Source organism: Streptomyces gossypii, assembly GCF_025165795.1.
In the GTDB taxonomy this organism is placed as follows: domain Bacteria; phylum Actinomycetota; class Actinomycetes; order Streptomycetales; family Streptomycetaceae; genus Streptomyces; species Streptomyces gossypii.
Genome location: NZ_JAJAGO010000008.1, coordinates 347,925 through 361,443 on the forward strand (window position 1 = coordinate 347,925; position 13,519 = coordinate 361,443).

A 13,519-nucleotide genomic window follows, 5' to 3' on the forward strand; every position below is an offset into this window, starting at 1 on the left:
TCAGTCACCTTCCGATTCCAGCGCCGCACCGGCGCTTCCGTGCACCGTGAACGGGAGGTTGGCGGCGCCGGGGAAGAGAACGGGGGTGGCCAGATCCACATCCGCCTTCCAGACGTTGCCGGAGACATAGCAGTTGATCCTCGCTGCCGAGTCCCAGGCGGACGGCAGGTGCTCGCGCGCCGCCGACTCGCAGGCCGCCCCCGGGTCTCCGTACGCGGCGGCCGAGGTGGCGGCACGAGCGCCCTCGTCGGCGGCGTTGCCCGCGAGCGTGAAGGTGTAGCCGATCAGCACGCACTGCCACAGCAGGGCGAGTACGACGGCGATGATCGGCACCATCCCCGCGAACTCGACGGTCAGCGCGCCCCGGTCGTCCCGGAGGGCACGGCGCAGCCGGTCCGGTAACGCGCCGGGGCCGGGCTGGCCGTCCGGCCGCGCGGTCCTCGTGGTGCCGGCTCCAGCGGTGTCGGCTCCGGGCTTCCGGCTTCCGGATGCGCGGCCTGCGGACGGGCGGCTTCCGGACGGGCGGCGGGCCGGAAGGTAGACGGAACCCCGGTCGTCCCACTGACGGCCGCCGGCCCCGGAGCCGCCGGGGGGCAGCGCGGCGGGGCGAGTCCCGCCGTCTATGCCTTGGGCGGGCTTCGACGGCTTCAGCGATTTCGCCGATCTTCCGGACGGCTTCCCGGACTTCCCGGACTTGCCCGCCTTCCCCGGCTTGTCCTGCCTGGCGTGCCTGGAACCCTTGCCGTCCTTCCCCCCTTTCGGGCTCTCCAGGGGTGCGGCGGCGCCCAGTTCGGCGGCCAGTGACCACAACGCCTGCTTGACCGTGCTGCGGTGGTCGAGGTCCTGGATGCGGCCCGCGTCCAGTGCGGTGTGGAGTTCCTTGAAGTTGGCGGGGATGGTGGCGCGGGCAACCGGCGTGCCGACGATGCGGGCGATCAGTGCGGGCTGTATCTCGGTGTGCCGGGAGGCACGGTTGACCGTCGTGACGGTCTCCTCCGCCTTGCGGATCTGGAGCCGGTCCCAGAGCCGGACCATGCGCTTGGCGGCCCGTACGGACAGCACGTCCGGGGTGGTCAGCAGGATCGCCCGGTCGGCGAGTTCGACGGCTGCGGCGTTCGCGGCGTGCATCTGGGTGCCGCAGTCGATGATGACGACCTCGTAGCGGGCGCGCATGGCGCCGACGATCTGCCGGGCGGCGCGGTCGTCCACCTCCTCGCCGCGTTCGCCCTCGCCGGGGGCGAGCAGCAGGGCGAGGCCCGTGTCGTGGGTGTAGACGGCGTCTTCGAGCACGCGCGGGGTCAGATCGGTGATCCCGGCCAGGTCGGCGACCGAGCGGCGGAACTGGACATCCAGGAAGGAGGCGACGTCGCCGGACTGGAGGTTCATGTCGATCAGGGCCGCGTTCCGTCCGGAGGCGCGGGCGGCAAGGGCCAGTTGCACGGCGGTCAGCGTGCAGCCGACGCCTCCCTTGGCGCCGGTTACCGCCAGGACGGTGCCGCCGGGCCCGCCGAAGGTTTCGGGCGCCGCCCCGAGGTGGCGTCGGACGCCCATGGCCCAACTGGCGGCGGCGGCGACACGGATGGCGAGTTCGTCGTAGCCGACCGGGAGTCCGACGACGCCGCGGGCACCCGCGTCCATGGCGGCGGAGTAGAGGGCGGGTGAGGTGTCGCGGGTGAGGAGGATGACGCCGACCGCCGGGAAGCGGAGGGCGATTTCACGGATCAGTTCGAGTGCGGGCACAGGGCCGATCAGCTCGTGCACGACGACGGCCTCGGGCAGGTCGGCGACGGACTCGGCGGCGGCATGCGCCAGCGTGTTCAGCAACTGGGTGGAGTCGGTGGCGGTGGCCAGCGGCTCGCTGTCCGGCAGCTGGCTGAGCAGGGTGGCCAGGACGCGGGTCGCGTCCGGGTCGCTGACTGCCGGGAGAATGCGCGTGACCATGGGGGCGCTCACTTGTCCCGGGCGAGGGTGTAGGTGCGTTCGTCCTCCGGGACGGTCTCACTGCCCGGGGCGATCAGGGCGAGCCGTACGTGCTCGGCGAACGACTCGGCGTAGGCGACGCGCTGGGCGTCGGCGGTGGAGAGGGCGAAGGTGATCGGGACGCCCTCCCGCTCGCGCTGGCGGGTGCTGGCGTCGTCGCCGCCGTCCTTGAAGGGGGTGAGTTTCCCGACATCGATGACCTCTGCGTTGTTGACGATCAGTTTGGACTGGGACGGCTGGGCCTTGTCGCCTTTGGTCTCGCCCTCGAAGGTGGCGAAGATGTTCACCCTGTTCCCCGGATTGATCTTGCCCGCGACGCCGGTCGCAGAGTCGATCATGATGGCGATCTCCTGTTGACCGGGCTCCAGGGCCGGGCGCTCGGCCATCATGTCGCGTTGCAGGAGGGAGCCCTTGCGCAGCGAATTGACGGCGATCTTGCCGCGCAGCTTGCCGAGATCGGTGACGGCGGTGTCGGGGAGCCAGCGCTCCGGCATGGAGATCTTCCTGAACTGGTCGGCGTCCAGCGGCTCATAGGCCGGTATGTCGCCCTTCAGCTCATACGCCGTCGTCTCCGGGCCGACTTTGGACTCCGCGTCCCGGATCACCACCACGACACCCGTGAGAGCCCCGAGGGCGCACAGGGCGGAGATCACGATCAGGATGACGCCGCGGCGCTGGCGTGAGTTCATGGACGGGGGTCCCCTTGATGGACGACGACTGCGGTGTTCGGCGGATACGGGGGGCCCTGCGGGCCCGGGTATGACGGGCCCTGCGGGCCCGGACGCGGCACATGCCGCTCCTGCGGCAAGGGCTGCGACCGCCCCTGCGCGGGGCGCTGCGCGGCTGGCCCCTGGGGGTGGTGCGGTTGTGCGCCCGCACCCGGAGGCGTCCCCAGCGCGGGGAGCGGCCTTGCGGCCGCACCGGGCGCCAGCCCGGAGGGCGGCGCCTGAACATCCCGATCCCCCGCGGACCCCGCCCGCACAGGCGCACCCAGCGGGGCCGGTGCCTGCCCGGACGGCCCCGGCTCAGCGGGCGCCTGCGCGGCAGGGGTGTCCCCGAGCCGGGATACCGCAGCAGGAGGGCGGAAGGACGACGCCTGTGCGCCGGGTGCATCCTCGGCGTCCGCCGCGGACCGCGCCAGCCCCGAGGGCGGCGTGGCGGGCCGGGCCCGGACTGCTCGATCCCCCGCGGGTCCCGCCTGCGCGGAGGGCGGCTGCACGGCCGCATCCGGCGCGGCCGGCGCCTGCCCGGAGGGCCTTGGCTGGGCGGGTGGTTGGGCGGAGAGCGGGCGGACGGTCGCAGTCGGCGTGGGGGGTGCCAGGGCTGAGGGGGGCTGCGGCGGGGCGGGCGGCTGCGCGGCGGGCCGTTGGGGCATCGGTTCAGGGACCGGTGCGACCGGTGGTGCGGCCATCGGGGTGGGGACGTGGCCGGGCCGCCGGGTGGCGGCGCGGGGCGGCGCGGGGTGTGCCGGGGATGGGCCGGGCGGCACCGGGGCGGAGCAGAACGCGCAGCGGTCGCCGATGAGTTCGAGCCCGCACCAGTGGCACTCGTCCCGCCGTACGGAGGCGACGAGCTGGTAGAGGACCGAGGCGTCCGGGATCGCCGCGGCGAACTCGGTCAGCTTGGCCGTGCCCCACCAGCGGGCGGAGTCGTCCGGGAGGTACGCCTCCTGGACTTCGGCGGCCCCCCACTGCTGGGCGAGGGTCTGGGTCACCCAGTCGGAGCCCACCGCTCCGGCGGCCACGGTCAGCCGGGTGCCGTACTCGGGTGCGGGCAGGCCGCCACCGGCGCTCCCTCCGCTCTCGCCGCCGCTGCCGAGCCGGATCAGCCGCGGCGTGGGCACGGCGAGCACCGCGAACTGGGCGCCGGGCATCCAGGACTTGGCGTGCGCGGTGAGCGACACCGGGATCCGGTCGAGCTTGGCGACCGAGTTGAGCACCGCTCCGGCGTGGATGTAGTGCGCCAGCAGCCGGGCTGCCGCGGCCAGTACGCCGGGGCTGAAGTCGCAGAGCGACAGCTGGCGCAGTTGCCGTACGAGCACTCCCGTGGCGAGCGGCGGAAGTCCGGTGGGGAGCAGCGCGATGCGGTCGCTCTCCAGGAGGGCGCGGAGGGTGTGCAGTCGGTGGAGGAAGGGGGTGGGGAGGGAGTCCGGGTAGAGGGCGATGAGATAGCCGTGCTGCTCCAGCAGGGTGTGGATCTCGTCGAGCGCGGCTTCCAGCGGCTGTTCGCCGGGAGGCTTGAGGAGGTGCGCACGGGGTGTGTGCCGGTCGGGCGGCGACAGCATGTGCCCGTGGCTGGTGACCGCTAGGGCGGTAGTCACGTCCCGCTCCCCCCGTCCGTAACGGCGTGTGGACTTGAGCCTGGCTTGTTCCCAAGCTCGGAGGCTCCGAACCCGGAGACCCTGAGCCGCCGCGCCCGGAATCACCGAATCCCGGCCAACTGCCCTGTCCTGGTGTGCTGATGGACCGCCGTCGCCTCCCGGATCCGGAACCTCCGGGGAGCTGACTGACGATATGACACCTTATCGGCGCGGCTCCTGACAGAGAACCAATTCCCGAACAACAGCACCGGACGGAACCGATCCGACACATCAACCCGCGCCCCTGGTCTACCCCGTTCCCACCTGCGGCTAAGCGTTCGGCGGGTGAGAAGCCCGTACGGGAGCGTGCGCGAGGCCTTGACAGACTTATTGGTCTGGACCAGTCTTCCCGCTCAGTAGCGACCTGGTGCACGACGGTGGCCACCGTCATTCCTGTACAGCGTTTCCTCCCCCAACCCCCCGATGCCGGAGGCAGTCAGTGGAACGCAGCACGCATACGAGACGGAAGCGGGCGTCCGGAAACCGACGAGGCGGTGGCCTGCGCCGCGGCCTGCGCGGCGCCAGGCTGGGCGGGGTGGTTCTGACCGCGGTAGCCGCAATGCTCACCAGCGGGCTCAGCGCCGCCTCGGCCGGCGCCGCGGAGGGCGCCACGAAGGCCGCCGCGAATCTCGTGAAGAACCCCGGCTTCGAGACCGGGCTCAGCAACTGGACCTGCTCGGGCGGCAGCGGTACCGCCGACTCCACAGCCGCACACAGCGGTTCGAGCGCCCTGAAGGCCACCCCCGCAGGTCAGGACAACGCCCGGTGCGCCCAAGTCGTCTCCGTACTGCCCAACTCGGACTACGAGCTGAGCGCATGGGTGAAGGGCAGCTATATCTATCTCGGCGCCGGCGGCACGGGCACCACGGACGCGACGACATGGACCAGCTCGGCCGCCGACTGGAAGCAGCTCAGGACCACCTTCAGCACCGGGCCCGACACCACCTCCGTGACCGTCTACACCCACGGCTGGTACGGGCAGCCCGCCTACTTCGCCGACGACGTGAACCTGACCGGGCCGGGCGGCGGTGACCCGGGCGAGCCGCAGCTCCCGGCGAAGCCGGACGGTCTCGCGGTCGGTACGGTCACCCCCACCTCCGTCGAGCTGTCCTGGACGGCGGTGCAGGACGCGGAGGCGTACAACGTCTATCAGGACGGCCGGAAGGTGCAGTCCGCACCGGGGTCGACCGCCAAGCTGACCGGGCTCACCCCCTCCACCTCCTACGACTTCCAGGTCAGCGCGGTCAACGGGGCCGGTGAGTCGGCGAAGTCGGCGACCGTCACCGGGCGCACCTCGGCGGAAGGCGGCGGCGGAGACAACGGGGTGCCCAGGCACGCCGTCACCGGCTACGTGCAGAACTTCGACAACGGCGCCCGGACGCAGCAGATCAGCGACGTACAGGACGCCTACGACATCATCGCCGTGGCCTTCGCCGACTCGACCGCCACTCCGGGCGAGATCGTCTTCAACCTGGACCCGGCGCTGGCTCCCTCGGAAGCCGAGTTCAAGTCGGACATCGCCGCCAAGCAGGCGGCGGGCAAGTCGGTGATCATCTCCGTCGGCGGTGAGCTGGGCAACGTCTCGATCGCCGACGACGCTTCGGCCACAAGGTTCGCCAACAGCACCTACGCGCTGATGCAGGAGTACGGTTTCGACGGCGTCGACATCGACCTCGAACACGGCGTCAACTCCGTCTACCTCAGCAAGGCCCTGCGGCAACTGTCGGCCAAGGCCGGGCCGGACCTGGTGCTGACGATGGCCCCGCAGACGCTGGACATGCAGTCCACCGGCACCCAGTACTTCCAGCTGGCGCTGAACGTGAAGGACATCCTCACCGTCGTCAACACGCAGTACTACAACAGTGGTGCGATGCTGGGCTGCGACCAGCAGGTGTACAGCCAGGGCTCGGTGGACTTCCTCACCGCGCTCGCCTGCATCCAGCTGGAGGGCGGCCTGGACGCCTCCCAGGTGGGCCTGGGCACCCCGGCCTCGCCGCGTGGCGCGGGCGGCGGCCATGTCAGCCCGTCGGTCGTCAACTCGGCGCTGGACTGCCTCGCCAAGGGCACCAACTGCGGCAGGTTCACACCCGCGAAGACGTACCCGGCGCTGCGTGGCGCGATGACCTGGTCCACGAACTGGGACGCGCTGAACGGCAACGCCTGGTCGAACGCGGTGGGTCCGCACGTGCACGGCCTGCCGTAGCCCGTCGCTCCCTTCTCACAGAACCAGGAGCCGGTGCCTCCCGGCGGGGCGGGCTGCACCCCCGTCCCGCCGGGAGACACCTGCCGGACCCCGTCCCTGGTCCGGCACACCCCGGCCCCGCCTCCCGCTGGACGCCTCCTGCTGGACGGGGCCGGGGCCCTTCCCGGAATCAGGTGCGGGCCCGGAGTGCGACTGCCTCACCAGGGCAGTTCGCGGACCTGTTCCACGCAGAGCACCAGGAAGATGACCGCCGACACCGACAGCACCGTGTTGCTGAGCGGGCCGCTGCGCCATTCGCGCGGTGTACGGCTGGTGTTGAGGAGCCACAGCAGGGTGGCGGCGAGGAACGGCATGAAGAACGCTCCGAGCACCCCGTAGGCGATGACCAGGCCGAACGGCTCATCCAGCCAGAGCAGCGTCATCGGCGGGAAGGTGAGCCAGAGGACATAGCCCCGGAACGGGAGCGAGCGCTCCTGCTCCCCGCGCGCGATGGCGTCGACGCTGCCCGCCGCCGAATCCGTCCGCGCCCGTACGGCCTGGATCCGCCCCACGAAGTCCGCGAAGAGCAGGCTGACTCCGTGCCAGACGCCCACCAGCGAGGAGAAGGAGGCGGCGAAGAAGCCGATGAGGAAGAGTTTCGCGGTGAAGCCGCCGAAACGGTTCTCCAGGATGTTCCCGAGGTCCAGCAGACCCCGGCCTCCCTCGGTGAGTGAGACGTTACTCGCGTGCAGCAGCTCGGCACCGATGATCAGCATCGCGACGACGAAGATGCCGGTGGTGACGTACGCCACCCGGTTGTCGAAGCGCATCATCCGCATCCAGCTGGTGTCGGTCCAGCCCTTCGCGTTGATCCAGTAGCCGTACGCGGCCATGGTGATCGTGCCGCCGACGCCGCCGACCAGTCCCAGGGTGTAGAGCAGCGAGCCGTCCGGAAGGACCGGGAGCAGGCCCGCGAAGGAGTCGCCGAGGTGAGGCGACACCCGGATCGCCACGAAGACGACGACGACGAACATCAGCCCGACGAGGACCATCATGACCTTCTCGACGACCGCGTAGCGGTTGAACCACACGAAGCCCAGACCGGCGAGGCCGGTGGCGATCGCCCAGTACTTCAGGTCGGGACCGCCGGGGAAGAGGGCCTGGAGCGGCAGCGCGCTGGAGGTCATGGCGGCAGCGCCGTAGATGAAGCCCCAGGTGACGACGTAGATCGCAAAGTAGACGGTGGTCCACGGGCCGAGGCTGCGCCAGCCGTCCAGCAGGGTGCGGCCGGTGGCCAGGTGCCAGCGGCCCACCGCCTCCGCCAGTGCGATCTTGATGAGACAGCCCAGCACGGCGGCCCACAACAGGGTGTAACCGAACTTGCTGCCCGCCAGCAGGGTCGAGACCAGGTCGCCCGCGCCGACGCCGGTCGCGGCGACGACGATGCCCGGCCCCAGATAGCGCCAGGTCGGCTTGCGTACGACGGGCGCGCCCTCGTCCGCGGCGCCGGGTTCGGTGTGCTCCGTAGCCATGTCCGGCCTCCGCGCTCTTGCCCATTGATGCTCGGCGAATGAAACAGGCAGGGGGTGGTCGCGCACAAGGGTGTGCGGGGACCGTAATCCGGGGGGCTGAACTGGAGCGGAGGTCCCGGGCACGGGAGCCCGGAACCTCCGCATCCGGTTATGGCTTGGGCAGCTCACACTCGGGAAGGCTGAGATCGATCTTGTTCCCGGTGCCTATGCAGTCCGCGAGGAGATACGTCTGCTGGGCGTACCCGATGCCCCGGTGGACGGTGACGTTGCCGTTCTCGTCCACCTCGCACGGGTTGTTCAGGGTGCACCGCTGACCGCTCTCGTTGAGGGTGTTGTTCACCCCGACGACCTTGCCGGTGGCGTCGTCCACGAGCGGTGACCCGGAGGTGCCGCCGATGATGCGGCAGGGGGAGGTGTAGCGGATGGAGTCCTCCATCGTCCACCCGGCCTCCCGCAACTGGTGGGCGAAGCCGTCGATCTGGCAGCTGTAGGTCTGCTTCCAGTATCCGGAGACGACGGTGACATCGGTGCCCGCGGTCGGGTGCTCGGGTGCGATGTCGAGCGGCTGGACGCCGTGCTCGGCCTCGATCTCCGCGTAGGTGGTGTTGAGTTCGTACAGGGACATGTCGGTCTTGGTCATCGTCCCGTACGCGACCTTTGTCGCCCGGAGGGTGCCGAGGTCGTTCGCCCGGGCGCCGAGCAGGGTGAAGGTGCGGCTGGAGGGCTGGTCGGTGATGACCGTGCCCGGGCCCGGCATGCCGCTCTCCAGACAGTGGCCGTTGGAGAGCACCAGCGCGGGATCGTCGGGCTCGGACTGGGGCACCCGTACGACGGAGCCGGAGCAGTTGCTCAGCGCCACCGTCCCGGCGAAGTCCGGTGTCGCCTTGGGCTGTTGCGCGGAGTCCGCGCCGGCCTCCGCCTGGGGGCCGGTGGCCGCGGCGGGGGTCGCGGCGATGCCCGTGAAGGCGGCGGCTCCGAGGAGCGCGGCCGTCAGGGCACCGGCGAGAGGTCTTTTCATGGGGGGAGTTCCTCTCTGAACCGAAGGTTCGTTCGGTTGACGCACCGCATTGTTCGGTTCGGGGAGGCAACTGGCAAGAGGGCGTCGAACGCCCGTCGGACGCCCGCTCGGTCTCCACCGGGCGGCGGCCGTACGGCACTTGGGGGACGCCGTACGGCCGCTGCGGCCCGGCAAGATCTACACGACAGGCCCTACACGACCAGGCTGACCAGCGCGGCGACCGTGAAGCCCGCGACGGAGAGCACGGATTCGAGAACCGTCCACGACTTGAGGGTGTCGCGCTCGGAGATCCCGAAGTACTTCGCGACGATCCAGAAGCCGCCGTCGTTCACATGCGAGGCGAAGATCGAACCCGCCGAGATCGCCATGATGACCAGCGCGGTGCTCGCCTGCGAGTAGTCGCCCTCCGCGAGCAGCGGCGCGACGATCCCGGCCGTCGCCACGATCGCGACGGTGGCCGAGCCCTGCGCCACCCGCAGTACCAGCGAGATCAGGTAGGCGAGCACGATGACCGGCAGGCCCATGTCATCGAACGTGTCCGCCAGGGCGTCGGCGATTCCGCTGCCCTGGAGGACGGCACCGAAGATCCCGCCCGCGCCGACCACCAGCAGGATGTTGCCGACCGGCTTGAGCGAGGCCGTGCAGACGGTCTCCAGCGAGTTGCGGGACCAGCCGCGCCGGATGCCCAGCACATAGAAGGAGAGGAACAGCGCGATCGTCAGCGCGACGAAGGGGTGGCCCAGGAACTCCACGACCGAGCGGAAGGTGGAGGGATCCAGCGCGATGGAGGAGAAGGTCGCGGCGAGGATCAGCACCAGCGGCGTACCGATGATGGCGAGGACGGTGCTCACGGACACCGGCTTCTCGGCGGGCTGGACGCCCGAGGCGCGCTGCTCGGCCGCGATCGCCTTCCTGGACTCCTCGACGGCCTCGACCATGTCGTGCGGCACGTCGACGAAGATCCGGTTGCCGATCCACGCGGAGTACACCCACGCGGCCACCACGGCGGGGATGCCGCAGACGACACCCATCAGGATGACCCAGCCGAGGTCCACGTCCAGCAGTCCGGCCGCGGCCACCGGGCCGGGGTGCGGAGGCAGGAAGGCGTGGGTCATCGAGAGCCCGGCGAGCAGCGGCATCGCGTAGAGCAGAATCGATTTGCCGGAGCGCTTCGCCGCCGCGTACACGATCGGGGCCAGCACGAAGATGCCGACGTCGAAGAAGACGGGGACACCGAAGATGAGACCCGTCAGCCCCATGGCCAGCGGTGCCCGCTTCTCCCCGAACATGCCGAGGAGCCGGGCGGAGAGCGCCTCGGCGCCGCCGGAGACCTCCAGGATGGCGCCGAGCATGGTGCCGAGACCGATGATGATCGCGACATGCCCGAGGATGCCGCCCATCCCGGATTCGAGCAGCGAGGTCGCGTCGGACTTCTGGACGGTTCCGAAGAGCTCGGTGACCGAGAGACCGGCGGCGAGGCCGACCGCGATGGAGACGGCGAGCAGCGCCACGAAGGGCTGCAGGCGGACCTTGATGATGAGGAAGAGGAGGACGGCGATACCGAGGACGGCGACGGTCAGCAGACCGGCGGTGCCGTCTATCAGCAGCAGCAGGCCACCTGTGTGCGGTGGCGCCTCGGGGGACGCAGCGGCTGTCTGCATGCGAAAAACCTCGTTGTTCCGTGCGTGGCCAGGTGTGCGGGCAGGGGGGATCGCGGCACGGCGCCCCGTGCCGGAGACCGGGGGGGGGAGAGCGCGGGTGCGGAGCCGGGAGCGGGATGGGATCAGGGGCGGGGCGGGGTCAGGGGCGGGGCGGGATCAGGGGCGGGATCAGGCGGCTCAGCCGAGGACGGCCAGCGCGTCGATCTCGATGAGCAGGCCCGCGGGCAGGCCGACGTAGACGGTGGTGCGCGCGGCCGGGGGCGCCTGGAGGTCCTGCTCCTCGAAGTAGGCGTTGTAGATCTCGTTCATCTCGGTGAAGTGCGCGGTGTCGGTGAGGTAGACGCGCAGCATCATCACGTCGTCCCAGCTCGCACCGCCCTCCTGGAGGATGGACGCGACGTTGGCGAAGGTCCGCAGGGTCTGCTCGCGCAGGGTGGGCCCGGCCGGGGTCGGTGCCTGGCCCTCGACGGCGGGCAGGAAGCCGACCTGGCCCGCGACCTGGAGGATGTTGCCCTTCCGGACGCCGTGCGAGAACTTCGCGGGCGGTGTGGTGTGGGTGCTGGGAGTGAGTGCCGTCTTGTCGGTCATCGTGTGGTTCCTGGCTTCCGTGTGTGCGAAGGGGCTTCGCGGGGGCGGGAGGGCGGTGAGGGCGAGGGCCTGTCCGGGGTTGCCCCCGGTCACCTGGGTTTTCCGGCGTACTCGGCGCTGACGGCCTCGGCCGTACGGCGTACGAGGGGCAGGATGCTGAGGAGTTCCTCGGCGGTGACCACCACATTGGGCGCGGACACCGACATCGCGGCGATGACCCTGCCGTCGGCGCCCCGGATGGGTGCGCCGACGCAGTTGATGGACTCCTCGTGGCCACCGAGGTCGGTGGCCCATCCCTGTTCGCGTACCTTCGCCAGCTCGGCGAGGAACGCGGCGGCGTTCGGGGTGGAACGCGCGGTGTACATGGGGTAGTCGAGACCCTCGGCGACGGAGCGCCGCTCGGACTCCGGAAGATCGGCGAGCAGCAGCTTGGCGACGGCGGCGACGGTGATCGCGACGGGCTTGCCGATCCGCGAGTACATCCGGACCGGGTAGCGGCTCTCCACCTTGTCGATGTAGAGGACTTCGTTCTCCTCGTACACGGCGAGGTGCACGGTGTGGCCGGTCTTCTCGTTGAGCCGGGCCAGATACGGGTGGGCGATCTCCCGTACGTCGAGGTTCTCGATCGCCTCCTGGGCGAGCGCGAACAGGCGTGCCCCGAGGCGGTAGCGCTGGTCCTGCTGCCGGTGGACGATGCCGTGCTCGTGCAGCGTGCGCAGGAGGCGCAGCGCGGTGGACTTGTGGACGCCGAGCCGCTGCGAGACCTGCTCCAGATTGGCGGGTCCCTCCGCCAGCAGGGGCAGGATGCTCAGGGCTCGGTCGACGGTCTGACTCATGTGGCGTTCGCCTTCTCTGTGGTCCAGCCGGGGCCGAGTCGCAGTGTGCCCCACTCGTCTGGGCTGAGAGCGGCGAGCCGGTCGGCGTGCGCGCGGGCGGGCGGTTCCGCGAGGTCGCCGGGCACGGTGAGGGCGGCGGCGGCCAGCAGGTGCCCGTGGCGCAGCCGCTGGCGGAGCGGCAGTCCGCGCAGGGTCGCCGAGAGGAATCCGGCGGCGAAGGCGTCCCCTGCGCCGACGTGCGCCACCACCTCGACCCGGAGGCCGGGCGCGTACACGGTGCGGTCCGGGGCCGGATTCGGGGCGGGCTCCTGGCCCGGCTCGGTCTGCGGGGTGCTGCCCTGGTCGCGGACGAAGGCGACCGCCCCGGTGGCGCCCTGTTTGACGACCAGTACGTCCGGCTCCGGGAGCGCGGCGCGTATCGCCTCGGGACCGCCGGTGACACCCCAGGCGGCCTCCGCCTCGTCCTCGCCGACGAACACCAGGTCGCAGCCGCGGGCGAGTTCGAGCAGGACGGCGGGGCCGGGGTCGGCGGCCTGGTCGCGCCAGAGGGCGACCCGGTAGTTGACGTCGAAGGAGACCAGCGGCCGGTGGCGGCCGTGACGGCGGGCGGTGAGCGTACGCAGCAGGGCGAGGCAGTCGCCGGAGAGCGCGGGGGTGATGCCGGTGAGGTGCAGGACGCGTCCGGCGAACGCGGCGCCGAGGTCGACCGTACGGGGGGACATGGCGGAGGCGGCTGATCCGGCCCGGTAGTAGGCGACTTCGGCCGTCGTTCCGGCCGGGGGTTCCGCCGAGGGCTCAGGCTGCGGTCCGGGCCGGGCGCCGGTACCGCCCTCCTCGGCGGGAGCCCCGTCGGCGGACGTCGCCCGTTCGCCGTCGGTACGGAAGTAGACCCCGGTCGGACGGTACGGGTCGCGCTGGACGGCCGAGGTGTCCACCCCGGCCGCCGCGATCGTACGGACGAGGTGGTCCCCGAAGCCGTCCGCGCCGACCCGGCTGATCCACCGCGTGGGGTGCCCGGCGCGGGCGAGGGTGCAGGCGACGTTGGATTCGGCGCCGCCGATGCCGCGTGCGAAGGCCGGCACGTCGGCGAGCCGCCCGGGCCGGGAGGGAAGGAACGTGACCATGGACTCGCCCAGGCAGACGGCGTCGACGTGCGGGGTGCTGGTCACGATCTGGGTCGCTCCTCAACCTTGGGGGTGGACTGTGCCGAACCCGGTGCCGTTCCCGGTGCCGCTCCGGCAAGGTCTGCCCGGTCGTGTCGTCCGGCACGGCACTGGTGGACCCTGGTTTTCATTGACCGGGTGTTCGCCGGGATGCTAGACAGCAGTAAGCGTTATGCGCAATGGCTGTTGCATCATACGCA

General features: G+C 71.1%; 10 protein-coding genes. 1 reads left to right on the forward strand and 9 read right to left on the reverse strand.

Annotation, left to right across the window (positions count from 1 at the left end):
* The 3 genes from LHJ74_RS19315 to LHJ74_RS19325 are packed head-to-tail and all read right to left on the reverse strand — an operon-like array spanning nucleotide 1 to nucleotide 4,300.
* Nucleotides 1–1,941 (reverse strand): AAA family ATPase, encoded by a 1,941-nt coding sequence (locus LHJ74_RS19315; RefSeq protein ID WP_260219330.1) that lies wholly within the window; start codon nucleotides 1,939–1,941, stop codon nucleotides 1–3.
* 8 nt (nucleotides 1,942–1,949) lie between these two features.
* Nucleotides 1,950–2,669, reverse strand: coding sequence for a Flp pilus assembly protein CpaB (gene cpaB / locus LHJ74_RS19320; protein ID WP_260219331.1), 720 nt, complete (start codon nucleotides 2,667–2,669; stop codon nucleotides 1,950–1,952).
* On the reverse strand, nucleotides 2,666–4,300 hold the full coding sequence (locus tag LHJ74_RS19325; protein WP_260219332.1) for a hypothetical protein: 1,635 nt from the start codon (nucleotides 4,298–4,300) through the stop codon (nucleotides 2,666–2,668). Before LHJ74_RS19325 ends, cpaB begins: the two co-directional genes overlap by 4 nt.
* Before the next feature lie 598 nt (nucleotides 4,301–4,898).
* Here LHJ74_RS19325 and LHJ74_RS19330 point away from each other — a divergent pair.
* Nucleotides 4,899–6,542 carry a chitinase gene (locus tag LHJ74_RS19330; protein ID WP_260219387.1) on the forward strand — a complete coding sequence of 548 codons (1,644 nt, stop codon included), beginning with the start codon at nucleotides 4,899–4,901 and terminating at the stop codon, nucleotides 6,540–6,542.
* A gap of 197 nt (nucleotides 6,543–6,739) precedes the next feature.
* On the opposite strand, the gene LHJ74_RS19335 is transcribed toward LHJ74_RS19330, so the two are convergent.
* The 6 genes from LHJ74_RS19335 to LHJ74_RS19360 form a co-directional block, all read right to left on the reverse strand.
* Nucleotides 6,740–8,053 (reverse strand): Nramp family divalent metal transporter, encoded by a 1,314-nt coding sequence (locus tag LHJ74_RS19335; RefSeq protein WP_260219333.1) that lies wholly within the window; start codon nucleotides 8,051–8,053, stop codon nucleotides 6,740–6,742.
* Nucleotides 8,054–8,201: 148 nt separating this feature from the next.
* The gene (locus tag LHJ74_RS19340; protein ID WP_260219334.1) at nucleotides 8,202–9,071 is read right to left on the reverse strand and encodes a S1 family peptidase; all 870 of its coding nucleotides are present in this window, start codon (nucleotides 9,069–9,071) and stop codon (nucleotides 8,202–8,204) included.
* Nucleotides 9,072–9,262: 191 nt separating this feature from the next.
* A complete protein-coding gene (locus LHJ74_RS19345) occupies nucleotides 9,263–10,732 on the reverse strand; it encodes a GntP family permease (protein ID WP_260219335.1) in 1,470 nt (489 codons plus the stop codon).
* Nucleotides 10,733–10,909: 177 nt separating this feature from the next.
* The gene (locus LHJ74_RS19350) at nucleotides 10,910–11,320 is read right to left on the reverse strand and encodes a RidA family protein (RefSeq protein WP_260219336.1); all 411 of its coding nucleotides are present in this window, start codon (nucleotides 11,318–11,320) and stop codon (nucleotides 10,910–10,912) included.
* Between the two features lie 89 nt (nucleotides 11,321–11,409).
* Nucleotides 11,410–12,156, reverse strand: coding sequence for an IclR family transcriptional regulator (locus tag LHJ74_RS19355; protein WP_260219337.1), 747 nt, complete (start codon nucleotides 12,154–12,156; stop codon nucleotides 11,410–11,412).
* Nucleotides 12,153–13,280, reverse strand: coding sequence for a sugar kinase (locus tag LHJ74_RS19360; RefSeq protein WP_260219388.1), 1,128 nt, complete (start codon nucleotides 13,278–13,280; stop codon nucleotides 12,153–12,155). The genes LHJ74_RS19355 and LHJ74_RS19360 overlap by 4 nt, the downstream gene beginning before the upstream one ends.
* Between the last annotated feature and the right edge of the window lie 239 nt (nucleotides 13,281–13,519).

Coding starts and splice junctions, on each gene's coding strand:
- LHJ74_RS19345 (WP_260219335.1), bottom strand. CDS start 10,732: ATGCAGACAGCCGCTGCGTCCCCCGAGGCGCCACCGCACACAGGTGGC.
- LHJ74_RS19360 (WP_260219388.1), bottom strand. CDS start 13,280: ATGGTCACGTTCCTTCCCTCCCGGCCCGGGCGGCTCGCCGACGTGCCG.
- LHJ74_RS19350 (WP_260219336.1), bottom strand. CDS start 11,320: ATGACCGACAAGACGGCACTCACTCCCAGCACCCACACCACACCGCCC.
- LHJ74_RS19340 (WP_260219334.1), bottom strand. CDS start 9,071: ATGAAAAGACCTCTCGCCGGTGCCCTGACGGCCGCGCTCCTCGGAGCC.
- LHJ74_RS19335 (WP_260219333.1), bottom strand. CDS start 8,053: ATGGCTACGGAGCACACCGAACCCGGCGCCGCGGACGAGGGCGCGCCC.
- cpaB (WP_260219331.1), bottom strand. CDS start 2,669: ATGAACTCACGCCAGCGCCGCGGCGTCATCCTGATCGTGATCTCCGCC.
- LHJ74_RS19330 (WP_260219387.1), top strand. CDS start 4,899: ATGCTCACCAGCGGGCTCAGCGCCGCCTCGGCCGGCGCCGCGGAGGGC.
- LHJ74_RS19355 (WP_260219337.1), bottom strand. CDS start 12,156: ATGAGTCAGACCGTCGACCGAGCCCTGAGCATCCTGCCCCTGCTGGCG.
- LHJ74_RS19315 (WP_260219330.1), bottom strand. CDS start 1,941: ATGGTCACGCGCATTCTCCCGGCAGTCAGCGACCCGGACGCGACCCGC.